This is a genomic window from Aquimarina sp. MAR_2010_214 (assembly GCF_002846555.1).
GTDB lineage: Bacteria > Bacteroidota > Bacteroidia > Flavobacteriales > Flavobacteriaceae > Aquimarina.
Map to the genome: position 1 here is coordinate 3,401,833 of NZ_PJMS01000001.1, position 25,816 is coordinate 3,427,648.

Below are 25,816 nucleotides of genomic sequence, written 5' to 3' on the forward strand. Positions count from 1 at the left end.
AATACGGTGCATTTATATAAAACCTTTTAATAGTTCATCATCTACCAAATTTGGTAATGTTACTTTAAGTTGCGGAGTTCTTTCCATTTCTCTTTTTATAGCGAACAGTGCTTCTTCATTACGAGCCCAACTTCTTCTAGAGATTCCATTATTTACATCATAAAATAACATACGTTCTAGTTTTTCTGAAGCTTCTGCAGAGCCATCGAGTAGCATCCCGAATCCACCGTTGATTACTTCTCCCCAGCCAACACCACCACCATTGTGGATAGATACCCAGGTAGCTCCTCTAAAACTATCTCCGATCACATTATGAATAGCCATATCTGCAGTAAATTTACTGCCATCATAAATATTACTGGTTTCCCGATAAGGGGAATCGGTACCGCTTACATCATGATGATCTCTCCCCAGAACAACCGGAGCCGAAATTTTTCCACTCTCAATTGCCTTGTTAAACGCTTCAGCGATTTTGATTCTACCCTCGGCATCGGCGTATAAAATACGAGCTTGAGAACCAACCACAAGTTTGTTTTGTTTGGCTTCTCTAATCCAGGTAATATTATCCTGCATCTGCTGTTGAATTTCTTTTGGAGAAACTTTTTTGATAGCTTCCATTACTTCTAAGGCAATCTGATCTGTGGTGTCCAGGTCTTCTGGTTTCCCAGAGGTACATACCCATCTAAAAGGCCCGAAACCATAATCAAAACACATAGGGCCCAGAATGTCCTGTACATAGGATGGGTACTTAAAATCAATACCGTTTTCTGCCATGATATCTGCTCCTGCACGAGAAGCTTCTAGTAAGAACGCGTTTCCGTAATCAAAGAAATAGGTGCCTCTTGCAGTATGTTTATTAATTGCTTCTGCATGTCTGCGAAGCGATTCCTGAACTTTGTTTTTAAACGCTTCTGGATCATTACTGATCAAGGTATTGGCTTCTTCATAGCTTAGCCCTACAGGATAATATCCTCCAGACCACGGGTTGTGCAATGATGTTTGATCAGATCCTAATTGAATATAGATGTTTTCTTCATAGAATCGCTCCCAGATATCAACAACATTACCTTGATATGCAATAGAAACGATTTCTTTTTGATCCATTGCTTTTTGAACTCTGGTTACCAAATCATTTAAATTATCATGAATTTCATCTACCCAACCTTGCTCATGACGTTTTTGGGCTGCTTTTGAATTTACTTCGGCACAAATAGTAATACATCCTGCAATGTTTCCAGCTTTTGGTTGAGCACCACTCATTCCTCCTAATCCAGAAGTTAAAAAGATTTTACCAGCAGGACTTTCTTCGGATTTCAATGTTTTTCTAAAAGCGTTCATTACGGTAATAGTTGTACCATGTACAATACCTTGAGGACCAATGTACATATAGCTTCCTGCGGTCATTTGCCCATATTGCGTTACACCCAGAGCATTGTATTTTTCCCAATCATCAGGTTTTGAATAGTTGGGAATCATCATTCCGTTGGTTACCACAACTCTTGGAGCATCTTTTGAAGAAGGGAATAATCCCATAGGATGTCCAGAGTACATATGTAAAGTTTGCGCTTCGGTCATCGTGGCCAAATATTGCATCGTTAATACATATTGTGCCCAATTTTGAAATACAGCTCCGTTACCACCATACGTTATTAACTCGTATGGATGCTGTGCGACTGCATGATCCAGGTTATTCTGAATCATAAGCATAATTCCTGCTGCTTGTTTTGTCTCTGCAGGATATTCATCAATAGGACGAGCATACATAACGTATTCTGGCATAAAGCGATACATATAAATACGTCCGAATGTATTTAATTCATCTAAAAACTCACTGGCAAGTTCTTTATGCCAGTCTTTTGGGAAATATCGTAATGCATTTTTAAGTGCTAATTTTTTTTCTTCGTTAGAAAGAATTTGTTTTCGTTTGGGAGCACGACTAATTTTAGAATCCAAAGATTTCTTTGGAGGCATTGTTTTAGGAATCCCTTGAAGTATTTGTTCTTTGAAACTCATATTCATATTTTTTTTACCTCATGACTGTGCTGTATCGAATTGAGTGCAGGCCTGTGAAGTTTGTTTTATTGTCGTTATATTAACTTTCCTTTTTTGCATACCTGAGAAGGAATGAGTTTTCCCTGATGGTAAAAGATTTCATTGATATGTTCTGTTTCAAACAGGTTAAAATCTGCTATCATCCCAGGAACTAATCTTCCTCTGTCGTCTAGATTAAGTGCAGCAGCTGCTCTACAGGTAATTCCGGCAAGAATTTCTGCATTACTTAATTTTTGAAATGTGCCCAGAATACAAGCTTGTGTTAGCAAATCCCCCATTGGTGCCGAACCAGGATTCCAGTCACTGGCGATAGCAAGAGCTCCTCCTGCGTCTAAAATTTTTCGGGCAGGAGTGAAGTCACATCCTAATCCAATGGAAGCACCAGGTAAAGCAACCGAAATCACATTACTTTGGGCTAACATTTGTATTTCATTCTCGGTACTGGCTTCCAAATGATCTGCACTAATTGCTCCTACTTTTACAGCTACTTCGCTACCTCCTGTATTAAATTGATCTGCATGGACGGTAATATCAAATCCCATTTGTTTTGCTTTTTCAAAATAGGGATAGATATCAGAAGGAAGAAATGCTCCTTGCTCAACAAAAGCGTCTATTCGATTTGTAAGTTGCTCTTCTTTTAATAAAGGAAATAGAGTAGTACTAATTTCTTCGAGGTATGCTTTATGATCTCCATCAAAATCCCGGGGAAGTATATGCCCGGCAAGACAGGTGGAGACTAAATCTGCTGTTGTACTACTATTTGCAGTTTTTATAGCACGTAGCATTTTAAGTTCTTCTGTAACCGAAAGACCATATCCACTTTTTACTTCGATTGTGGTAATTCCTCTTTTTAGTAATGTATTTGCTCTTTCTATAACACCAGAAACAAGCACCTGCTGTTCTGCTTTTCTGGTTTGAGTAACGGTATCCCAGATACCACCACCAGCTTCAGCAATTTCTAGATAGGATCTTCCTGCATTTCGCATAGCATAATCATTAGCTCTGGATCCAGAAAAACAAATATGAGTATGAGGATCTATAAAGCCAGGAGTACATACATGATCGGTATGTAATTCTATAATTTCTGCTTGTAGCGCATTGGCTTTTTCTTTTAAATCTGAAAAAGCACCAATGGTGTGGATTTTTTCACCTTCAATAAGAATACCTGCATTCTCAATGATTTCGAGGTCTTGATCTTTTATAGCACCTTTACTACCTGTTTTTTGTAGCGGTATAAGTTGCGTGATCGGGCCTATTAATGTATATGTTGTCATATTAATTTTTTTTCATTTACATCGAGTCTAAGGGAACTACTTAATTTTTGGACTAATATTTTTCAAATTCACTAGAAAACTGCGTTTCTAATGATAATTGCTCTTTTGCTGATACTTGATTTGCCGTGGTAATTATAGTTTTCTCTTTAATTATTTTGATTCCTTTTTCTATATCATCTGCAAATACTCTGTCTTTATCAGCAAAAGATACAGCTTCTCGTACTTTTTTATGAATTTCATCTAGAATGATTCCTGATTTTAAAGGTTTTCTAAATTCAAATGCCTGAGCTGCAGTTAATAATTCTATAGCTAGTATTTTTTCCAGATTTTCAATTACTCTCAGTGCTTTTCTACCACCGATTGATCCCATACTTACATGATCTTCCTGCCCCAGAGAAGTAGGAATACTATCGGCACTTGACGGAAAACATAATCCTTTGTTTTCACTTGCCAATGCAGCAGTGGTATATTGTAGTATCATATAACCAGAATTGATACCTGTATCTTCCATCAATAATTTAGGAACACCAGGAGAATTACCTTCTAATGAAAGGTAAATTCTTCTATCAGAGATATTACCGAGTTCTGAAGCTGCTAAACATGCATAATCAATAGCCATTGCTAAGGGTTGCCCATGAAAACTACCTCCGCTAATGGTTAGCTCTTCATTTATAATTATAGGATTATCGGTTACCGAGTTTAACTCTACTTCAAGAAGTTCTTTTAAATGTAACCAAGCATTTCTTGATGCACCATGTACTTGTGGCATACAACGTAAAGAATAGGGGTCCTGAACACGGTCGCAATCGATATGATCTTCCATGATTTCAGAACCTTTTAATAAAGATTTTATTCTGGAAGCGACATGTATATTTCCTTTATAAGGTCGTAATTGGTGTAGTTCTTTAAAAAATGGTTTTATAGAGCCTTGCAATCCTTCGATCATCATTGCTCCAATAATATCAGCTTGCGTAAGGCAGCTATGTAGTTTTGCTACTACCTGTACCGCATGGGCTGCAATAAATTGAGTTCCGTTGATTAAAGCTAATCCTTCTTTTGGTCCTAAATCAAGAGGTTTTAATCCTGTGATGTCGAATAACTCTTGTGTCGTAATTACTTTATTTTGATATTCTACTTTCCCTAACCCCAGTAAAGGTAAAAATAGGTGAGAGAGCGGAGCTAAGTCTCCAGATGCTCCAACAGATCCCTGACAGGGAACAATCGGGATAGCATCGTTATTAATATGCCATAGAATTCTATCTAATGTTTTTTCTGCAATACCAGAATACCCTTTAGCCAGAGATTGTATTTTAAGAATAAGCATAAGCTTAGCAATCTCGGTATCTATGGGGTCTCCCACACCTACACTATGACTTTGCAAGATGTTACTTTGAAGAATATTAGTTTCTTCTTTAGATATTTTTGTAGTACAAAGTGGTCCAAAACCCGTATTAATACCATATACAGGGTCTCCTTTATCTACAATGTTTTCTACTACTTGCTGGCTTTTTTTTACTTTATTGCGAGAGGTTTCAGAGATAATTCCGATGGTTTCCCCACGAGCAATTTGTATTGCCATACCTGCGGTTAGGTAATCTTCTCCAAATGAAAATTGGTGTGTTGTCGTTGACATATACGTATTTCTATTTTTTTACTAAAATAATACCTATTTTTGATAATTAGAAATACTAATTTGATCATTAATTAATAACCATGAGTTATCAAATAGAACTTCGACATTTTACTTATTTTATGGCAGTAGCCGAAGAGTTACATTTCAGAAAAGCTGCGGATCGATTGTTTATTTCTCAACCAGGATTAAGCAGACAGATCAAACAGATGGAAGAAATAATTGGTGTTGCTCTTTTTGTACGTAGCAAAAGAAAAGTGACACTAACTGCTGCTGGAGTGTATCTAAAAAAAGAGTTGGATTATATTTTTAATCATATAGATTTTACGATACGACAAACTCGTTTGATTGATAAAGGAAGTGATGGAGAAATTAGAATAGGTTTTTTGGGTTCGGCAATACAGACTATTATTCCAGCATTGTTGGTTAAGGCAAATGAAGAATATCCTAACATACAATTTAGTTTAGAAGAGATGTCTAATTATCTTCAGGTAGAAGGGATTGTCAAGGATCAATTGGATCTTGGTTTTGTAAGACTAGCCAGAGTACCAGATGGAATAGAAATAAAAACGGTACATACCGATACATTTTCTTTGGTCTTACCGATGAACCATCATTTAAATGAGAAGACGTTTAAGAGTGTAAAACAGGTTGCTGATGAACATTTTATTTTGTTTTCATCTGATTATAGTTCGGTATATTACGATAAGATAATGAGTATTTGTGAGGACAAAGGATTTTCTCCTATCGTTTCTCATAAATCGGTGCATGCTCAAACTATTTTTAAACTGGTAGAGAGTGGGTTAGGAGTTGCGATTGTTCCTACATCATTGCAACAAGGTTTTGATCTGGGTGTTAAGTTTTTAGAGATTCCGAAAATATCTCAAAAAGCAATACTTTCTGTTATTTGGAAAAAAGACAATCGAAACCCAGCGCTACAACAAATTTTGAAATTCTTGTAGAAAAGATAACTATCAATCATCAGAATATCATGCTTGAAAAAAATAATTGATTTGACTTGGTATTAGATTTAGATAATAGTTTGTGCAAGATACGTATAGGTGATACCTATCAACATGGCTAATCCAAAACTTAATAAAGTACCGATTAGGATATATTCTGTGAGTTTTCTATCTCCTGCTTTAGAAAGATCTCCATATCTAAATACAGATTTGGCTGCTAATAGAAAACCAATGCCTTCCCACCGCCCTGTAACGATAAATATAAATATAAAAAGACGTTCTAGCATACCTATATACGTTCCGGCTTTGTGTAAAGAATTTTCAGGAGTACTATATTCACTTACATTCCATTGAGAGATGAATAGTTTCATGATTATAGAAGATACAAGTGTGGTAAGTATTAAAAATACTAAAAATAGTAGTGTTTTTGAATTATATACGATGCCAAAATCAATATTGTATCGATGATAGTAATACACAACGAGTGCTATTATACATAAATGAAGGATTTGGTCTAAAACAAATAGAAATCTATAGTTTATTTTTGATTTTAGATAGACTTTAAGAAGATCTATTCCAAAATGAGAGATTGAAATGATAAGTATACCTAACCAATATTTCATTTTAAATTGAAGTATGACAAATAAGAGTATTGCATGAATTATAATATGCAGGTATAGATATACTGATTTATATTTTTTGATTTCTTTATCCTGTACCCATGAATTAGGTTGAAATAAAAAATCCCCAAGAAGGTGAGAGAATACTAATTTTATGGCTAATGCGATCATTTGGTTTTTATATAATTGATATAATAAGATATTAATTGACTCATTTCTTCATACCCTGACCTTTTTAGTCCTTCGCTTACAGTACTTTGGGTTTTCCCTAGTAACTCGGCTAATTGTTTTTGTGTTTTTTTAGGGTTTTCGAGTGCAGTCTTTACAATAGATGAATACGCAGGTTTCCAGTCATTCATAGTTAGTAACGCTAGTCGAAGCATTAGATTTATGGTGCTGTCGAACTCTTCCCAGGGAGATTTTATAGCTATATTTTGTTTTTTTAGATTTTCAAAACATTCCCCTGAGCGCTCAAAAGCATCACCATTTGATTCCGTAATTTTTTTAGAAGTATACGTTTTTTCGCCAATTCCTATAGCTATTCGTACATCTAGAGGCTTACATTGTTTAATTGTCGCTTTTATCAGAAAAACAACTTCTAATGCTTGCTCTATGGGAATTTCAATTTGAAAACTGTCTCCTCTATAAATTTCCCACTGATTAGGTTCAGAACCATATTTTTCGAATACTTTTTTCAATAAAGGTATCCATTGCTGGGGAGCACGTTCTCTAGAATTAATAATATCACCTGTTAAAATACTGATCATGTATTATAATTATCTGTTAGTGTAATTATCGGCTAAAAACCCAATAATTACAAATATCGACTAAAAACCCGATAATTGCAAATATCGATCATATTTATCATTAAATGAAACTTCCATATATTTTAAAATAAAGATCTTTTTATACAAAGAAACGCAAGTATGTGTATAGAGATTGCCTTTACAGGTACATAAAAAAGTCAAACCCTTCAAGGTTTGACTTTTGAGTATATTTTAAACTACTTCAGTATGTAGTCTTAGTTTGGCATAGAATAGAAAAACTGCTCTTCTGTAATTTTACCATTATTTACTTGATACACACAAACTTCTTCTATTTGCATACGTCCTTGCTCTTTAAAGGTGCAATCCATTTTCATGGCACAGCTGAAGTGATTTTCTGCAACCACAGGCTCGGATATTTCTCCACCGTGATACTCTTCGACAGAAGCATACCATTCTTCACTTTTCTTAAGCACAGCATTAATACCCGAAGTCACTTCGTTCGGCATTCCTGGCATTTCTTTACTTACTATGTTTTGATCATACAACTCCTTAAGAGCTTGCATATTCTCTCCTTGACGACAGAGTTCTACTAAACGTGTGGCCACTTCTTGTGTGTTCATGGTATTAAAATTATTGGTTTATAAATGACTTGCGATATGTGTAAAGTACAAAAAAACCGGATCATAATTTTAAAAAAATGTTATAATTTTTTGCTTAACCAACAGCTTCCTTATATATTTTGAGACAACGCTCACGGGCCATTTTATGTTCTATAATTGGTTGGGGGTAGGTGAGTTCATTGATATCATTTACCCAAGTATTAATATAGGTCAATTGTTTATCAAATTTATGAATTTGTGTAGTTGGATTAAATATTCTAAAATATGGAGCTGCATCCACACCAGAACCTGCTGCCCATTGCCAGTTACCAATATTAGCAGACATATCATAGTCTAATAGTTTTTCTGCAAAATAGGCCTCGCCCCATCGCCAGTCGATTAATAAATGTTTACACAGAAAACTGGCAACGACCATTCGTACACGATTATGCATATATCCTGTTTGATTGAGCTGTCTCATTCCAGCATCTACCAGTGGATATCCTGTTTGTCCAGTCATCCATTTTTTAAATTCCTGCTCATTATTTCTCCATTCTATTCTATCATATTTGGGTTTAAAAGAAGAGTTTTTAGTATGTGGATAATGCCATAAGATTTGCATAAAAAACTCTCTCCAGATTAGTTCTGACCAAAATACCTGATTTTCTTCTGCGATCGCTTTTTTGACGATCGATCGTATCCCGACAGTCCCAAAGCGTAGATGAGGTCCTATTTTTGAAGTTCCGTTTTCTTTTGAAGGAAAATTTCGGGTGGCCTCATAATTTTGAATAAGATTAGGTGAGATATTATAATCTGGAACTTTGATGGATGATGAAACAAACCCCATTTCCTGTAATGTTACATTAGGAAGATCAGTATTCTTAACCAAATTATCAAGATATGATTCTGTGGCATGGATTTTTAATTGGATGGAGTCAAATATTTCTTTCCACTTATTTTTATAAGGCGTGTATACTACATATGGAGTACCATCTTTTTTTACAATTTCATCTTTCTCAAATATAACCTGATCTTTACATGTATGTAATTGAATATTATGTTTTTGTAAAAGATTTTTGATTAGTGTATCTCTTTCTTTTGCATAAGGTTCATAATCGTGATTGGTGTATACTTGTTGTATGTCGTATTGAGAAATTAGAGTTTCAAAAACTTTTTTAGGAGTGCTATAATGTAATGATAAAGAACTTCTGTGTTTGTTTTGAAGCTCCAACCTTAATTTTTGCAGTGTTTCAAAAATAAAGGTTATCCGAGCATCATTTTTTGGCAGATGTTCCAAAATATGCTTATCAAAAATAAAAACAGGTAAGACCGGATATCTACTTTTTAGTGCTTCAAGAAGCCCTGTGTTATCATCTAACCTTAGGTCTCTTCTAAACCAAAATACAGTGACTTTCTTTCTCATAAATTAATTTACATTTAGAGTAGACATACCACCATCTACCCCAATAACCTGACCTGTAATCCAACTACTATCATCACTTAACAAAAAGCGGGCAATATTTGCTACATCTTCTGCTTGTCCTACGCGTTTCATTGGATGACGATTATCCATGAGTTCTTTCTTTTTTTCGTTATTTAATAATCCTTTTGCAAGGGGAGTATTTGTTAAAGATGGGGCGATAACATTAACTCTAAAATTTGGAGCATATTCTGCGGCTAAGGCTTTTGCAAAACCTTCTATAGCGCCTTTTGCCGCTACAATACTGGTATGAAAAGGCATTCCGACCTTTACAGCTACAGTACTAAAAAACACTAAACTTGCTTGTTCCGAATTTTTCAATTTAGGAAGTAAGGTGTGTATAATTTTGACCAAAAACATAAAATTGATCTGCATATCTTCTTCAAATACTTTTGGAGTTAACATTTTGAAGGATTTGAGATTGATACTTCCCGGGCAATACACAAAACCATCAATTCTTTCAGGAAGCACAGAGGTGTCGATTTCATCCTTTGACGCATCATAAGGAATATGAGTAACTTCTAAATTACCTAGGTTTTCAGAAGTTCTTGAGGCAATAAAAACGTTATGCTCATTATATAGTTTTAAAGCGATTTCAAAACCAATTCCATGACTTCCTCCTATGAGTAGGATGTTTTTTCTCATTATTTAAGTTTTAAACAAATATAATTTCATTATTTGCTTTGGTTTCAGATGTTCCGAATAATTCGATTAACTTTTTTTTGCGATATTCAAACACTTCTTTTAATCTTGGTTTTACAATAATAGGGTGAATCAATTGACCTAGTATCCCAAAGGGTATTTTATAATCAATAATATCTTCCATTTCAACCCCACCAGGAATTTCTTTGATAAAGTGTTTATGATGCCATAATGAGTAGGGACCAAATCGCTGTTCATCTACAAAATATTCCTCGTTCTTTACATGTGTTATTTCTGTTACCCATTTGTTTTTGATTCCTGCTATTGGGGTAACAATATATTGTATAATTTGACCAGGATACATTTTGCGATCAGCACCAGATAAAACCTCAAACTTCATATATTCTGGTGTTATTGTTTTTAAATTTTTAGGATCTGAAAGAAACTCCCAAGCTTTTTCTATAGATATAGGAAGATTTTGTTTTGCTTTTAAGGTATATATTTTCATAAGGCACGAAATTATATCAGCAAAGGTATAGTAATTTTGTTTAACATAAAATAGTTTTTGTTAAACAATTTAATTGCTAGTTCTGTTAAAAGAAACTTTTTGCCCAGGATTTAGCTTCTTCAAGAGTGTTAAAGAACGCAAAGGATTTACCATATAATGGTTGCTCAATAGTAGCTTTATCTCTTTCTTTATCATTACTAGACACAATTGCCAATCCTATCATATTGTTTAATAGTCCTTGTTTGTATATGTCTGGAGAGACTTTATGTTCAAACTTACGATGGCTAATCATTATAAAATCTTTAGCTTCATAATGTTGTCTAAGTTTATTTCTTAGTATTGAAGCTTTATTAATGGTAAAATCTACATTTTCATTAATGGTAAGTATAGCGTATTGATCGTATAGTTCTATTTGGCAAAAATCATTAATAAAGTGCTCCATTGGGGGATATGGGTATTGTTTGTTAATTGTAAATATATGTTAAAAAGAACAATTTTTATAAAGTATACCACCAAAATAACCGTTTATGATGAGTAAACTAGTAAGAGGTGAATTTTAAACACTCTTAGATTTAATTTTGGTATTAATCCAGAATAAATAAATCAATTGTACTAAACCTAGTATCCAATATACTTGATATCTTAGCTTGTAGATATTAAAAAACTCAATTTCAGTATCGGAAAATTTGACAATCAAAAAAGCAATTGAGGGTATGGTAACTCCAAAAAAGACTATTATAAAGAAGATTGTAGCAAGCCCAGTATTTTGTTTAAGATTAAATTCTGTTGAGAATTTATATTTTCTATAATTTATATAAAATAGCAAAAGAAGAATTGTAATATCTATATATACCCAAAGCATGTTGGTGAGCTAAAATTTTGTATTCAATATAGCAAATTTATACAAGATATTCTCTAACAGTTGGTACAACAATTATCAGGTTTTACTAGTTTACAAGTTAACACAGCCAATAGGGCACCTAAAACAGGAGCAATGAAATATAGCCATTGATGTTCCCAATGACCAGATAATAAAGCAGGACCTAAGGATCTGGCGGGGTTCATTGATGCATTAGTCATAGGGCCAGCAAACATAGCTTCTAACAGAACAACTCCTCCAACTGCTATCCCAGCCATAGTACCAGTTTCTTTAGACCCTGTAGAAACATTTATAATAACTACCATAAGAAAATAAGTAAGTAGTATTTCTAAGACGAGTGCTCTTAGGTCATCTAGAGCTGGCATCGTTCCGCCAAGAAATTCACTTTCTGGAAACAAAAAGAGTAGAATACTACTAGCCACAATGGCTCCGGTACATTGTGCGATTATATACAGAGGAACCTCATTCCATTCAAATTTTTTTGCATAGGCAAATGCAATGGTAACCGCAGGGTTAAAGTGAGCTCCGGATATTTCTCCAAAAGCATAAATCATTGCCATAACAATAAGCCCCCAAGTAATTGCGATACCTACATGAGTGACATCTCCTCCTGTTACTTCGTTAATAGTCATAGCGCCGGTACCACAAAATACCATGCTAAAAGTTCCTATGCTTTCAGAAATATATTTTCTCATTACTTTTTTAAAATGAGGACAAATATACTATTCCTTATTTTAAGTTTTTGTTAACTTTTAATGTATGTTGTAATCCTTATTTTCGTCATTAAGTAAATTAAAACAAACAAAACTAAACTAACTACAATGAAAAAGATAGTCTTATTTCTTTCTATGGCTTTATTCTCTTTGGGAATTGAAGCTCAGGTAAAAGCACCGCAACCAAGTCCTGCTTCTAAAATCGAACAAGTTATTGGATTGACAGATGTTTCTGTTGAATATTCACGTCCAAGTATGCGAGGAAGAACCATTTTCGGAAATTTAGTGCCTTATGACAAACTTTGGAGGACAGGAGCTAATAAAAATACCCACGTCACATTTAGTGATGATGTAAAAGTTGCAGGTAAAGAGTTGAAAAAAGGAACGTATGCAATTTATACAAAACCAGGTAAAGAAAACTGGGAGGTAATTTTTTATAGTGATGCAAACAATTGGGGAACTCCACAGAAGTGGGATGATACTAAAGTAGCAGCTACAGCCTCTGTAAAAGCAACTACAATCCCTATGAATGTAGAAACATTTACGATCATGTTTAGTGATTTTAAAATTGATTCTGCAATTATGAATTTTATTTGGGCAAATACAGAAGTAGCAGTTACTATAGAAACTCCAGCAAAAGCACAAACTGTTGCTAGTATCGAAAAAACTATGGCGGGTCCTACAGATAGGGATCATTATCTGGCAGCTACTTTTTATAAAGATTCAGGAGAATTTGCTAAAGCCAAAGAGCATATTGATAAGGCAATTTCACTACGTAAAGAGCCTGCTTTTTGGTACCATAGACAACAATCTTTGATTTATTTTAAGTCTGGAGATAAAGATGGGGCAATAAAAGCAGCAAAAACTTCGTTAGAGTTAGCAGAGAAGGCTGGAAATGCCGACTACGTAAAATTAAATAAAGATTCCCTTGCAGAGTGGGGAGCCAAATAAACACTCTTTTTCACACACAAATCATAAAAAGCGTTCCATTTGGAACGCTTTTTTCGTTTTCTAACTGATCTTTTTTATTATTAATCTTTTGATTAAAGACGAAAACCGTTATTTTTTTTACTGTATTGGTAAATCGTTTTATTTTCTTTCAGCTAGCCATTTCTCCATAGTGTCAAGAAATCCATCACATCTATTCCACGGTAAATCATTGTCTTGAAACTCATAGAAGCCTCCAGTTTTACATTTAAACAAATTGTGATTACAGTCTGGAAATGATTTAATTGTTAAATCCGTTTTAGATCCAAGTGTTTTCAAATAAAGTTCTTGTGTTTTTGTCCAATCAACATTCATGTCTTTTTCCCCGAATAAGGCTAGCACTGGACAGTCTATATTAGATAAAATATTCTCAAAGTTATTTATGTATATCGGTAACCTAGTTTCTTTATCTAGGTTTTGCTTCATAAGAGATTTTTGGAAAGTATGGTAACTGTCTTTTTCAATTCCTCCATTAGTAAAGCGCAACCAAAACTTATTCTTTCTAAGGTTTGATGTAATTGCCTGATAGTTTTTAAAATTACCACATTCGTGACTAATTCTAATTCCTTTTTGCCATTCATTGACTAATAAGTTTACAGTATCCATTGAATGTCCATTAATTCTTAAATTTTTCTCAAGTAGATATTTAAAGTTTTCTTTTTCATCAACACCACTTACGGATATCCAAAACTTAATGTCTTTGTACTGGTTAATAACTAATGGATTTATCCAACCAGCTCTACTAATTCCCCATAAACCGATTTTATCTGAACCAGGTACTTTTTTATTCTTTAAAGCCTTTATTGCCGCTATCACTTCTAGCGCACTATTTTGTACTGGTTGATTGTAATTGAAATCACCTTCACTTTTACCGCATCCCCTTTTATCCCACATATAAACAGCATAACCAGATTTAATGAATTGCTCTCTGACATCATAGTACCATTCTTGTTCTACTGCATTTGTTTTACCAGAACCGTGAACAATAAGAGCAATACCTTTTGGAATTGTATCTGGTATATTCAAAATACCATTTAGTCGAAAGCCCTCAAATTCAAACTCAAATATTTTCTTTTGAATTTGAGCATTAGAGCTTAGAGTAATTATACTTAAGAATAGTAATATTTTGATTTTTTTCATTTGTATTTTCAAATCTAGACTAACGATAAAATTTTGTCCTTTAAAAAAACTTCAAAACTTCGTCCGTTAACTTAAGGAATTAATTGGTTTCTGATGTGTTGAATGTTTGCAATGTTCTGCTTAAAGCCATAGTTTGGGTTGAGCGTTGGCTTTTATGTATTGTTGCCATTCTGTTTTATTCCTTTTTTACCCATCCAATTATAGAATGTTCATTATCTTTTTTATGAAGGATTAAGTACCAACCTTCTTTGAAGTCAAGAACTACCACTTTCTCATTATTGATTTTTAGTATTTGATTCCCAATATTCTTCTGTGGTAGACAAGGATCTTGATGAATATTATCATATACGATGGGTTTTGATCTCAATACTCCTGAAATTAGCTTTTCTTTTAATTCAGAAGCAAGGCTAACTTTTGTATCAAAATGATATTCTACAATTGCCTTTACCATGCGATTATCAAAACCAATACTGATTTCCGTGAATTCAGAATAGTAATCACAACAACAATTTGATTTAAGGATAGAAATTTTTGATGCTAAATGGTCGGTTTGTACTTTAAGAAGTTTTCCTGGGGAATCATATACGTTATTCAGTTTAGTGCCATCATTTAAAAAGATTATGCATTGATAATATGGTTTACAAGGACCAGAATAAATAAGATCTTTTAGACCATCATTATTCAAATCCTGAACATGCCAAAAGATACCTGATTCTCCATCATAGCAGTCATAATCTATTTTGGGTAGTTTTTCAAAGCCTGTTGAATCTAACTTAAAATTGACGCTATCTGCATTCACTAAAACCATTAATTGATCTCTTAAATCAGTTTGTGTCTGACTGTAAGAAATATACGATATTAAAAGTGCTATAATTAAAATTACTCTCATATTGTAGTCAACACCAAATATATAAATCGAAGTAAGGCAAGCATACCTGAACCAATCGATTTATCTGCGCATCTTTTTTCTTGTTTAACTTATAAAAATCTAGCGCTATCGCAAACAGGAAATAACCTTTTCGATATAGCACTTAACTTTGCTCTGATTTCATATATGATGTTACAATTAGGTTTTTTTAAGTTGATATTTTTTTAATTCTGATATTACTGAATTCAATAAGATCAGAAGAGTTCCAACAACTACAGAAACATCCGCCATATTAAAAATTCCGGTGTGTAAATAGCCGTATTCCAAATACATAAAATCTGTTACGGAGTTAAATAATATTCTATCATAGATATTTCCAATTCTACCTCCAATAATAAAAGAGAATCCAATCAGATTAAATTTCGTGATCTTTTTTTCTTTAACAATATAAACAAACATAAAAAGAAGGACTAGTAATGGTAATACTTGTGAAAAAATGATTTTTAAGTTAGGAGTAAGGTTTTCTCCTAAACTTAAAGCTGCTCCAGTATTCTCTACTTTAGTCAGAATAAAGTTGTCACCAATAACTTTTACAGTTTCATTTTTAGAAATTTCCTTTCTAACCTTTTCTTTTGTAATCTGATCACAGCTTATGTTACTAAATATTATTACTAAAGAAACAAATATTTTAATCAGTCTTTTTATTTGCAAATCTAGAGGATTTCTGATTAACCTAAAATAGATATAGCTATCTGGGTGCAAATTTTAATTGTTTTTGTACTACTATATCCTAAATATGGTTTGTGTATACTTTAAATCAAGCCTATATGAATAACTTTATGCGAATGATACTATAATAGGAATGTACCTCTCTATGCTTTTGGTATTGAAAATAGAAAAGGAAAGAAATTCAATTCAATCGTAGTGCAAGTCTATTTTTTCTCTAACCGTATCTAACAAGTTGATTAACTGAAGACTTTTTTCGAAACTCATAACTGTACTTTCTTTACGATTTTGGAGCAACATCTCTTGTACATGAATGGCTTCATAGTTATACCCATTTGTAGTAACGTTAAACTCTATAAGCTCTGATTTTCCTTCTTTTAGAATAGTGATTGAAGAAGGTTCGTGAAAACGACTATTGATGATGATCGATCCTTTTTCGAACTCTAGGATAGCTGTTGTATCGGTTTCTTTGGTAACAGCACTAAATAGTGAGGCTGTAGCTCCATTTTTATATTGAAGCTGAATACTACAATCTTCATCAATTCCTGTTTTTCCTATGGTAGCCTTTGCATTCACTTCTTCTGGATATCCTAAAATGGTTAATGCTGCAAATAATGGATAAATACCGACATCCAAAAGACTACCTCCTCCTAGTTTTTTATTGAATACTCTTCCTTCGGGATCAAAAGGAGTGGTGAAGCCAAAATCAGCTTTCAGTGTTTTTACTTTTCCAAGTTCATTAGATGTAACAATATTCAAAACATATGTATAATGCGGAAGAAAATACGTCCAAAGCGCCTCCATCAAGAATACCTTATTCTTCTTTGCTAGCGCAATCATTTCTTCAACCTGAACAGTATCCATTGCAAACGGTTTTTCGCATAAGACTGCTTTTTTATGGTTAAGACACATCACCGTATTTTCATAATGAAATACATGAGGAGTTGCGATATACACAACATCAATATTTGAATCTTTACTTAATTCTTCATAACTACCATAGTAGGTAGAGGCTTGATATTTCTTCCCAAACTCCTTAGCTTTTTTTATATTTCTACTAGCAACAGCATAAAGTTTTGCATTGGGTACCGATTTTAGATCATTAGCAAATTTATGTGCTATTTTACCACAACCAATGATTCCCCATTTTATGACTTTTTCAGCATTCATTAGGAAGTTATTTGAGATTTAGACCCCATTAATGGTTGTATGAATATTGCTATAGTCATTACCAAAGCACATCCAAATAAATTGAGCCATAGATATGGCATCCAATCATAATACCAACCAAGAATAACAATTACTTGAGTAATAAGTGCGGCGACAAAGGTGGCATTACTATGTACGAATTTTACGAAGAAAGCTAATAGGAATATTCCTAGCACATTTCCATAAAAAATAGAACCAATAATATTTACTAATTGAATAAGGTTGTCGAATAAATTAGCAAAACATGCTACTATGATGGCTAGAATACCCCAGGCAAGAGTGAAAAGTTTGGAAGCGGATACATAATGCTGATCACTTTTTTCTTCAGAGAGATTTCGTTTATATAAATCAATAGCGGTTGTTGAAGCTAAGGCATTTAATTCTGAAGCTGTAGAAGACATAGCAGCCGATAATATAACAGCAAGGAGCAAACCTATAAGTCCTCTGGGCAAGTTATTTAGAATAAAATGGATAAATACATAATCTTTATCGTTTGTTTCTACAGTTGTATCTGCCTTATTAATTAATGCTTTAGCAGCTTCACGGGTTTCTTTTTCTTTTTTGTTAAGCTCCTGAATTAAACTTTTATTATCTGGTTTTTGGTCTGCTAGATATCCCTTAATCACAGCATCTTTTGAACTATGAATTTCTGCAAGTTTATTTTCTAGTTTTGTATATTGTTCTGCATATTCTGTGTTAAGTATAGCTTCTTTTCCTTTTGGATTGAAATTTAGAGGAGAAGCATTAAATTGGTAAAAAACAAATACCATAACTCCAACTAAGAGGATAAAGAATTGCATAGGTACTTTGAGCAACCCGTTAAACAAAAGCCCTAGCTGACTTTCCTTTATAGATTTACCAGTTAAATATCGTTGTACCTGGCTTTGATCTGTACCAAAGTAGGAGAGGGCCAAAAATGTTCCTCCGATGATTCCACTCCAGAATGTATAACGATTATCAAGATCAAATGAAAAATCCAGAATTTCCATCTTTCCACTAGCACCTGCAATATCCAATGCTTTAGAAAAAGTTATTCCTTCAGGAAGGTAGCTTATTATAATAAAAAAGGCTACCAACATACCAATAAAAATAATACCCATCTGTTGTTTCTGGGTAATATTCACTGCTTTTGTACCGCCAGAAACGGTATATATGATCACTAGTATTCCTATGATGATATTTAAGGTTACTAAATCCCAACCTAGTACAGATGATAATATTATAGCTGGTGCAAAAATAGTTATACCGGCCGCTAATCCTCTTTGAACTAAAAATAGAATAGCAGTCAGACTTCTGGTTTTGAGATCAAATCTACTCTCAAGATATTCGTATGCTGTATACACATTTAATTTGTGATACATCGGTATAAATACCATACAAATGACAACCATGGCAATAGGGACCCCAAAATAGAATTGTACAAATCCCATTCCGTCATGAAAGGCTTGACCCGGTGCAGAAAGAAAAGTAATAGCACTTGCTTGTGTTGCCATTACTGATAGGCCAATGGTCCACCAATGTGCATCATTACCTCCTCGTATATAATCTTTGACATTTTTACTGCCTTTAGTTTTCCAGGCACCATATAGTACTATAAATAATAAGGTTCCAAGTAGTACGATCCAATCTATGGTTTGCATAAGTGATTGATTAAATTAGTTGATTGATTGATGAGGTTGTTATCTTAAAAGAATTATGAATAAGAATTAGTAATAAAATAGAACAATAGAATATAAACTGCATTAGCGATTAATACTGCACTATATAATTTTTTCCACTCTCTTTTTTCGTTTTTCTCTTCCATATTAAAAATTGTTAGATTATATTTTGTAGTATATCTTGGATATTTATTTTCCTAGAGAAAGTATATTGGCAAAAAGGCGATATGCACCTGATACTCCTGCCGGAAACTCTCTAAAAAAACTAAGCCCTGTATATACATAATGCCCTTTGCCATATTTGGCGATTAATAAAGGACCTTTTTTCTTAGACTCTCCTTTATCATTAGCTGCTAAAATAGGAATATATTCTTTTGACCATTCATTAGGGAAATACAATCCTCTTTCTTGCACCCATCCTTTAAAATCATTGGCCGTGATTTTATTGGGTGAATTTAAGACCTGATGTTCTGGTGCTAAAAAGGTGATTTTTGCATTTTCATCGGTTACTCGATCTCTAGATAATTTAAGAGGATAAGGTCCTAAGTTGTCGGTTACTTTTAATCTACGATTAGTATTATATTGAATAATAAGGTTTCCTCCATTTTTTACATATTCTAACAAATACTTCTGTTTAAACTTTAATTGCTCTACAGTATTATAGGCCCTGATTCCTACGACAATAGCATCAAAAGATTGTATACTTTCTAAAGATATAGATTCTGGGTCAATTGTAGTTACTTGGTAACCAATTTGTTGTAAGCTTTCTGGTACTACATCTCCAGCTCCTTCAATATACCCTATGTTTTGCCCTTTCTTTTTAATATCCAGGCGCACAACTTTGGCCTCAGATGGTAATACTACAGTTTGATGTGGAATATGATCATAATCAATAGTAACCACTTCATTAGAGTATACATTTCCATTAATTTCTATTTTGGGTGAAATGTAACCTTCACTTTGAGTATTGGGTGAAGTAAGTGTAAAAACTACTATTTTTTCTTCTCCTTTCTGAGAAAGACTAAAATTTACAGCAGCTGGAGTCACCTGCCAACCTTCTGGATGCGTAAGAGTAACTTTTCCATTCAGATTTGCTTTTCCGGCTTTTATAGTAATAGGAATTTGTTTTGAAGCACCATTAGCGTAGATAATTACTTTATCCTTGATACTTGCAGAAATAGCAGGGATGACCTCAAAAGGTTTATATACTTCTCCTTTAACAGGATCATTTGTTTTGTAGATGATATCTTTAGAAAAAGGAATAGAAACCCCATCAATTGTTACCGTAAACAAAGCTTTGATTTTATGATCTGTTTCTGGTTTTCCAATTAACTTTTGATCACTAACATTATACATTCCCAATGTACCTTTATTAGTAAGCCAATAGGGGTTAGTAAAATCAAAATTGGAGGGAATAGTACCTTTAAATTCGAAGTTATTTCGGATATTATTTTTTAAAACTTTTTCTGAAACATCACTGATATCAACTGTAGCAATTTTTATAGATTGCAAAGTCATAGTAATTGCACTTCTATTAATAGCTTCTACCTTAATAGTAATTTCACTCCCTTTGGTAGTATTTTCTTCGGTTGCGACAGCTTCTAGATACAAGCCTGAAGCTGCAGCAATAATTTCTTTGATTTCTTTAGATTTAACTACTTTCCAGTGATTGTTTTCTAATTGCTTAATTAGTTGATATGCTTTTATCAGTTGAGGAATACTTGCAGAAGGATTTTTAAAATTAAAATCTTTTTCTACCTGATATAAAATATCACCAATAGCTTTTCCTCCTTTAACCCGATTCCATGAGGTATCAATCCCTTCAAAAATATTCGTTTTATCTTTCGGTAATTCGCCTTTGATCAGTTCTATATATTCACTTTGTTGCCCTCGAGTACCAGTACTACCAAACCCTTGGGATTTGTGCTGACTACGACTCAACGAAGCAATTTCACTATTAGAAAGCCCTAGAGAGGGGTAATATATTCCTGTATCAAACGCTAATAATTTACTTTTATCTGCTTTTTCGAAATTTTCTCGACTACCATAAAACCACCAAGAGGTATTGAAAAATAATCTTGTTGGTTGCCAGGTTTCTGTATAGTTGAGTTGGTCTGGATAAACCGTTTTATCTCCTGTTAGGTCAAAAGCTTCTACACTTAACATAGCCGAAGAAGTATGATGGCCATGAGTGCTACCGGGAGTTCTGTGATTAAAACGGTTGATAATTACATCAGGTTTAAAATTTCGTATAGCCCAAACCACATCACTTAATACTTCTTTTTTATCCCAGATAGAAAGTGTTTCATCGGGATGTTTAGAATATCCAAAATCATTAGCTCGTGTAAATAGCTGTTCTCCTCCGTCAGTTCTACGAGCTGCTAATAACTCTTGAGTTCTAATTACACCTAAGAGTTCTCTAATCTCTGGACCTATCAGATTTTGCCCTCCATCTCCTCGAGTGAGAGATAAGTATGCTGTTCTTGCCTTTACCTGATTAGATATATAGGATATGAGTCGTGTGTTTTCATCATCAGGGTGTGCAGCAACATATAATACAGAGCCTAAAAAATTAAGTTTTTTTATAGCTTGATGGATTTCTGCTGCATTCGGCTTATTAGGTTGTTGTCCTAGAGCAACAAGTGGAAATAGTATGCCAATACAGGCTATAAAAAATAATTTTCGCATAATTTTTTGGTGCAGTTTTTAGTTGAATTTCTCCAAATATAAAAAGATAAAATTCTCAGAATTGTGGTTTAAGGATACTTTAACAGGAAGCTCTCTTCAATAATTAGGAAGATGAATGTGGTTATAGAAACTTATTTTGTATCAGCTTTTTGACCTGTAAATTAGTCCAAGTAATGATCCTAAAAGTACCGTTATAGCAATGGTAGGAGTAGGGCCAAAGATTAATATTCCGATTATTAATCCCAAAAGCCCCCCTAGTGCACTTGCAATAAATCGTCCACTATTTCTTTTTTGTTGTATAACATAGATCATCGCTATTGAAAGTGTCATTCGTAATGCGGCCCCTACAATAGTTATATCAACAATACTCCTCCAAAATAGAGCTACTACAAAAGCAACAATAACGGTAATTATAGTAGCATATCGTAAAGATTTTACTTTTCCCTCTTTTTTAGTATTGGATACAATATGAGAAGCCACTGCAAAAATTGAAGTATCTGCAGTACTCATTAAACCTGCAAAAAAAAGCACGAGTAAAAGTGGTAGCCATGATTGTGATATAAAGTTTTGCATAGCATAAACAAATACAGTATCGGGATCTAAGTTGGGATTTTGAATATAGGTGTACAGTCCTATTAAAAGCAATAGGAAAACGATACCTAAGACAGGAATAATGGCAAGACTCAATCCTCTCTTTAATGATTTCTCATCTTTAGCGGCATAACAAAGCTGATATCGATCTGCTAGCCCAAAAACAGATAACCCTCCGTAAAGAACTAAACCTATAATGCTACCTATAGTTACATTTTGACCTGTAGTACTGCTAAGAATGGTACCAAAATCCTTAACATCAAACATTCCGTAAATTAATATACAGAGAAATACGATTATAATTACTGCCTGAAAAACATCGGTAACGATTACAGCTTTAAAACCAGAAAATAATACATACACCATAACTACTATTGCTGTAATTAGTAATGCGGTTTCATAAGGCAGAATTTCGAAAAATGCAATGATTTTTGCACCACCTGCCAGGGATAATAATATCCAGAAAAACTGAACTACTATGGTTATAACGTTAGTAATGATACCAGTATTTTTGTTGCTCGTAACAAAAGCGGGTAGGTCTCCTTGTGTATAGAATTTACCCTGTGCTGATAGTTTTTTTATTTTAGGCGCAGCCCAAAATGCAAATAAAAAATAACCAACTACTGATCCTATAGACATGGCGAAAAGTCCCCAGCCAAATTTATATGCATAACCCGTATAGGTAATTAGAGTACTCACTCCAATGGCTCCTGCGAATTTAGAGAATAAAATGGCGTACGCACTTTTATTTCTCCCTCCGATAAGGAAATCTTCACTTGATGATGATCTGGATATATATATCGATAAACCAATAATTAAGATAATATAAGTACTTAAGTAAAGATAGATTTCCATTCAGAGCTTATTTTTTTCTTTCTACAAATTCTAATTGATCAATGCTTACATTAGTGGTAAAAATTCCATAATTAACAATAGCTTTTCCTTTTTCTAAAGTATCTATAGTGCCTATAGATCTTCCATCAATCATTCGTACTCGATCACCAATTTTTAAAGTCACTTTTGGTTTTGCTGCTTCGATTTTTTCTTCTTTCTTTTTTTCCTCCTTTTTCTTTTTACGAATAACCTGCACTTTTCCGATAACTTCTTTTACGACTTTTTCCTCTTTTGCTTTTTCTACTTTTCGTTGTTTTACGCTTTGTTTTTTTCGTTTGGAGTTTTCTACTTCAACGATTTTTATAAACTCGTTGATTAGCTCTCTTTTTTTCTTATTGTTAAAGTATTTTTCACTGAGATCATCTATTTTTTGACCCAGATAGATCATTCTTTGATTACCATCATATAACTCCTGATAGCTTTCCAACTTACGTTGAATACGCTGGTTGGTCTTCTCTAGGCGATCTTTTTCTTCCTCTGCTTTTTGCTCTTTGGTTTTAAGCCCTGCAGTAGTTTTTTGTAGTTTGGATCGCTCTTTTTGAAGATTAGCAATACTTTTATCAAAACGAATTTTACCGCGTTCTACCTTTTTCTTTGCTTTATTGATAAGGCTATAAGGGATCCCATTTTTTTGAGCTACTTCAAAAGTAAAAGAGCTTCCTGCTTCACCTAAGTGTAATTTAAATAGAGGTTCTAATGTTTTTGAATCAAATAACATATTTGCATTACTCATATTCGGTAACTCATTAGCCAGCATTTTTAAATTGGCATAATGTGTCGTGATAATCCCAAAAGATCCTCTTTCATAGAAAACCTCAAGGAAAGCTTCGGCTAGTGCTCCACCAAGTTCTGGATCACTACCTGTTCCAAATTCATCAATTAGAAATAACGTTTTGTTATTACATTTTCGCAAGAAATAATTCATGTTTTTCAAACGATAACTGTAGGTACTTAGATGATTTTCTATAGATTGATTGTCCCCAATATCAGTAAGAATAACGTCAAATAAACACATTCTACTGTATTCGTGTACAGGAATGAGCATTCCGCTTTGTAACATTATTTGTAGTAGACCTATAGTTTTTAAAGTAATACTTTTCCCTCCGGCATTGGGACCAGAAATAACAATGATTTGATTATTCTCATTTAATGTTATGGTTTGAGGGAAGGTTTTCTCTCCTTTTATTCTATTAGTATGATATAGTAATGGGTGATAAGCATCTTTAAGTGTTAATTCTCTATCTGTTGTGATTTTTGGCAATACTGCATTAAGTTGACCTGCATATTTTGATTTTGCAGAAACAACATCTACATCACTTAAGTATTCTTGATAGTGCTCTAATAGCTCAATAAATGGTCGTAATTTATTAGTTAGTTCTTTCAATATTTTTACGATTTCTTCTCGTTCTTCATATTGAAGATTACTGAGTTCACGACTATATTGTAAAGTAGCTTCGGGTTCTATGTAAACAATACTTCCGGTTTTAGAATTCCCCATGATGGCACCTTTTACTTTACGCCGATACATGGCAGTTACCGCTAGAACTCTTCTGTTATCTACAACACTTTCTTTAATTTCATCTAGATATCCCAAGCTGTTATATCGAGATAAGTCTTTTCCGAAACTTCCGTTTAATTTTCCTTGTACACTATGAATATCTTTTCGAAGACGTTGTAATACAGGAGAAGCATTGTCTTTAACCTCTCCGAACTTATCAATCACGATTTCGATTAGATTAATAATTTCTTTAGTAAATACTACTCCAGAAGATGTTTGATAGAGCGTAGGGTATAGCTCTGCATTTTTTCTGAAAAAATATAGCAAATCATTAGTAGTAGTACTAATAGAAACCAATCGTTTTAAATTCAAAGCTTCTAAAAATGTATTTTCAATATTCAATAATTGAATTTCTTTATTAATACTATCGAATCCATGATTGGGTATACGAGTATCATTTAATAATGAAGATTTATATTCGAATACTTCCTGTAGGGCAATATGAAGTTGCTCTTCAGTATCGAAGGGAACAATTTGTAATGCTTTCAACTTACCAAAATCTGTACTACACTGTTCTGCAACATGTTTCTGCACAGTATCAAATTCTAGGTCGTCTAGTGTTTTTTTAGAAATGCGAATCATACTTTTTTTTACCCTATTTTTGGGTTATATTCGATCAATTTTAGAACAGGGCAAAAGTACACAATTGCTATAATTTTTTGACATCTATATGAATGTAAATATTGAATCCTCTTGGAATCAGCAACTTGAGGAAGAATTTGATAAGCCATATTTTGGTTCATTAGCAGATTTTGTGAAAACAGAATATAAAAATAACACATGTTACCCAAATGGAAGTGAAATATTTTCTGCTTTTGATCATTGTGGTTTTGATGATGTTAAAGTGGTTGTGATTGGTCAGGATCCATATCATGGAGTTGGGCAGGCCAACGGTTTGTGTTTCTCTGTTAATGATGGTATTACTATGCCTCCTTCATTGATTAATATTTTTAAAGAAATTGAAACAGATTTAGAACTAACTTATCCATCAAATGGAAATTTAGAACGTTGGGCAAAGCAGGGAGTTTTATTATTGAATGCTACTTTAACTGTTAGAGCACATCAAGCTGGATCTCATCAAAATAAAGGTTGGGAGCAATTTACCGATGCTGTTATACAAACTATATCTGATAAAAAAAGAAGTGTTGTTTTTTTGTTGTGGGGTGGTTATGCTAAGAAAAAAGGCGCTAAGATCGATCGATCAAAACATCATGTTTTAACTAGTGGTCATCCTTCTCCATTAAGCGCTAATAGAGGATACTGGTTTGGCAATAAGCATTTTAGTAAAACCAATTCATATTTGGTTGAAACCAACCAAGCTGAAATAAATTGGTAAAATATACTTATGCAGCGTTAGGTATATCTGAAGA

The 25,816-nt window shown here is 33.5% G+C and carries 22 protein-coding genes; 3 read left to right on the forward strand and 19 right to left on the reverse strand.

The genetic code is table 11. From position 1 onward, the window contains the following. Positions 1 to 12: 12 nt before the first annotated feature. From ATE84_RS14600 to hutH, 3 genes are all read right to left on the reverse strand, one after another. Positions 13 to 2,013: a urocanate hydratase gene (locus ATE84_RS14600; protein ID WP_101448656.1), complete on the reverse strand. Its 2,001-nt coding sequence runs from the start codon at positions 2,011 to 2,013 to the stop codon at positions 13 to 15. Positions 2,014 to 2,087: 74 nt separating this feature from the next. Beyond that, complete coding sequence (hutI, locus tag ATE84_RS14605) at positions 2,088 to 3,326, reverse strand: imidazolonepropionase (RefSeq protein ID WP_101448657.1); 1,239 nt, start codon at positions 3,324 to 3,326, stop codon at positions 2,088 to 2,090. A gap of 52 nt (positions 3,327 to 3,378) precedes the next feature. Continuing rightward, positions 3,379 to 4,959 (reverse strand): histidine ammonia-lyase, encoded by a 1,581-nt coding sequence (gene hutH / locus ATE84_RS14610; protein ID WP_101448658.1) that lies wholly within the window; start codon positions 4,957 to 4,959, stop codon positions 3,379 to 3,381. 80 nt (positions 4,960 to 5,039) lie between these two features. Between hutH and ATE84_RS14615 the strand changes: the two genes are divergently transcribed. Beyond that, complete coding sequence (locus tag ATE84_RS14615) at positions 5,040 to 5,918, forward strand: LysR family transcriptional regulator (protein ID WP_101448659.1); 879 nt, start codon at positions 5,040 to 5,042, stop codon at positions 5,916 to 5,918. 68 nt (positions 5,919 to 5,986) lie between these two features. Here the strand turns inward: ATE84_RS14615 and ATE84_RS14620 are convergent, their stop codons facing one another. The 8 genes from ATE84_RS14620 to ATE84_RS14660 all read right to left on the reverse strand — a co-directional run bounded on the left by ATE84_RS14620 (position 5,987) and on the right by ATE84_RS14660 (position 12,109). Next, positions 5,987 to 6,709: a DUF3307 domain-containing protein gene (locus ATE84_RS14620; RefSeq protein ID WP_101448660.1), complete on the reverse strand. Its 723-nt coding sequence runs from the start codon at positions 6,707 to 6,709 to the stop codon at positions 5,987 to 5,989. Then, positions 6,706 to 7,305 (reverse strand): SatD family protein, encoded by a 600-nt coding sequence (locus tag ATE84_RS14625; RefSeq protein ID WP_101448661.1) that lies wholly within the window; start codon positions 7,303 to 7,305, stop codon positions 6,706 to 6,708. Before ATE84_RS14625 ends, ATE84_RS14620 begins: the two co-directional genes overlap by 4 nt. A 254-nt stretch (positions 7,306 to 7,559) precedes the next feature. Further along, positions 7,560 to 7,925, reverse strand: coding sequence for a SnoaL-like domain-containing protein (locus ATE84_RS14630; protein WP_101448662.1), 366 nt, complete (start codon positions 7,923 to 7,925; stop codon positions 7,560 to 7,562). A 94-nt stretch (positions 7,926 to 8,019) separates the two neighbouring features. Beyond that, positions 8,020 to 9,327: a deoxyribodipyrimidine photo-lyase gene (locus ATE84_RS14635; RefSeq protein ID WP_101448663.1), complete on the reverse strand. Its 1,308-nt coding sequence runs from the start codon at positions 9,325 to 9,327 to the stop codon at positions 8,020 to 8,022. 3 nt (positions 9,328 to 9,330) lie between these two features. After that, positions 9,331 to 10,029 carry an SDR family NAD(P)-dependent oxidoreductase gene (locus tag ATE84_RS14640; RefSeq protein WP_101448664.1) on the reverse strand — a complete coding sequence of 233 codons (699 nt, stop codon included), beginning with the start codon at positions 10,027 to 10,029 and terminating at the stop codon, positions 9,331 to 9,333. A gap of 10 nt (positions 10,030 to 10,039) precedes the next feature. Further along, positions 10,040 to 10,534, reverse strand: a complete 495-nt coding sequence (locus tag ATE84_RS14645) for an SRPBCC family protein (protein WP_101448665.1) — start codon at positions 10,532 to 10,534, stop codon at positions 10,040 to 10,042. A gap of 85 nt (positions 10,535 to 10,619) precedes the next feature. Continuing rightward, positions 10,620 to 10,976 carry a hypothetical protein gene (locus tag ATE84_RS14650; RefSeq protein ID WP_101448666.1) on the reverse strand — a complete coding sequence of 119 codons (357 nt, stop codon included), beginning with the start codon at positions 10,974 to 10,976 and terminating at the stop codon, positions 10,620 to 10,622. Between the two features lie 473 nt (positions 10,977 to 11,449). Next, on the reverse strand, positions 11,450 to 12,109 hold the full coding sequence (locus ATE84_RS14660) for an MIP family channel protein (protein ID WP_101448668.1): 660 nt from the start codon (positions 12,107 to 12,109) through the stop codon (positions 11,450 to 11,452). A 126-nt stretch (positions 12,110 to 12,235) separates the two neighbouring features. Between ATE84_RS14660 and ATE84_RS14665 the strand changes: the two genes are divergently transcribed. Further along, the gene (locus ATE84_RS14665; RefSeq protein ID WP_101448669.1) at positions 12,236 to 13,078 is read left to right on the forward strand and encodes a DUF2911 domain-containing protein; all 843 of its coding nucleotides are present in this window, start codon (positions 12,236 to 12,238) and stop codon (positions 13,076 to 13,078) included. Positions 13,079 to 13,216: 138 nt separating this feature from the next. Here ATE84_RS14665 and ATE84_RS14670 read toward each other — a convergent pair whose 3' ends face one another. The 8 genes from ATE84_RS14670 to ATE84_RS14705 all read right to left on the reverse strand — a co-directional run bounded on the left by ATE84_RS14670 (position 13,217) and on the right by ATE84_RS14705 (position 25,028). Next, complete coding sequence (locus tag ATE84_RS14670; RefSeq protein WP_101448670.1) at positions 13,217 to 14,254, reverse strand: S9 family peptidase; 1,038 nt, start codon at positions 14,252 to 14,254, stop codon at positions 13,217 to 13,219. 175 nt (positions 14,255 to 14,429) lie between these two features. Beyond that, on the reverse strand, positions 14,430 to 15,143 hold the full coding sequence (locus tag ATE84_RS14675) for a hypothetical protein (RefSeq protein WP_101448671.1): 714 nt from the start codon (positions 15,141 to 15,143) through the stop codon (positions 14,430 to 14,432). Positions 15,144 to 15,320: 177 nt separating this feature from the next. Then, on the reverse strand, positions 15,321 to 15,833 hold the full coding sequence (lspA, locus tag ATE84_RS14680) for a signal peptidase II (protein WP_233195816.1): 513 nt from the start codon (positions 15,831 to 15,833) through the stop codon (positions 15,321 to 15,323). A gap of 204 nt (positions 15,834 to 16,037) precedes the next feature. After that, positions 16,038 to 17,018 (reverse strand): Gfo/Idh/MocA family protein, encoded by a 981-nt coding sequence (locus ATE84_RS14685; protein ID WP_101448672.1) that lies wholly within the window; start codon positions 17,016 to 17,018, stop codon positions 16,038 to 16,040. Next, entirely contained in the window at positions 17,018 to 18,697 is a 1,680-nt protein-coding gene (locus tag ATE84_RS14690; RefSeq protein WP_101448673.1) for a sodium:solute symporter, read from the reverse strand. The genes ATE84_RS14685 and ATE84_RS14690 overlap by 1 nt, the downstream gene beginning before the upstream one ends. A 207-nt stretch (positions 18,698 to 18,904) precedes the next feature. Further along, positions 18,905 to 21,403 carry a PIG-L family deacetylase gene (locus ATE84_RS14695; RefSeq protein ID WP_101448674.1) on the reverse strand — a complete coding sequence of 833 codons (2,499 nt, stop codon included), beginning with the start codon at positions 21,401 to 21,403 and terminating at the stop codon, positions 18,905 to 18,907. A 141-nt stretch (positions 21,404 to 21,544) separates the two neighbouring features. Then, the gene (locus tag ATE84_RS14700) at positions 21,545 to 22,849 is read right to left on the reverse strand and encodes a sodium:solute symporter (protein ID WP_101448675.1); all 1,305 of its coding nucleotides are present in this window, start codon (positions 22,847 to 22,849) and stop codon (positions 21,545 to 21,547) included. A 7-nt stretch (positions 22,850 to 22,856) separates the two neighbouring features. Further along, positions 22,857 to 25,028, reverse strand: coding sequence for a DNA mismatch repair protein MutS (locus ATE84_RS14705; RefSeq protein ID WP_101448676.1), 2,172 nt, complete (start codon positions 25,026 to 25,028; stop codon positions 22,857 to 22,859). A gap of 88 nt (positions 25,029 to 25,116) precedes the next feature. Here ATE84_RS14705 and ATE84_RS14710 point away from each other — a divergent pair, with 88 nt between their 5' ends. Next, positions 25,117 to 25,782: a uracil-DNA glycosylase gene (locus ATE84_RS14710; RefSeq protein ID WP_101448677.1), complete on the forward strand. Its 666-nt coding sequence runs from the start codon at positions 25,117 to 25,119 to the stop codon at positions 25,780 to 25,782. Positions 25,783 to 25,816: the final 34 nt, after the last annotated feature.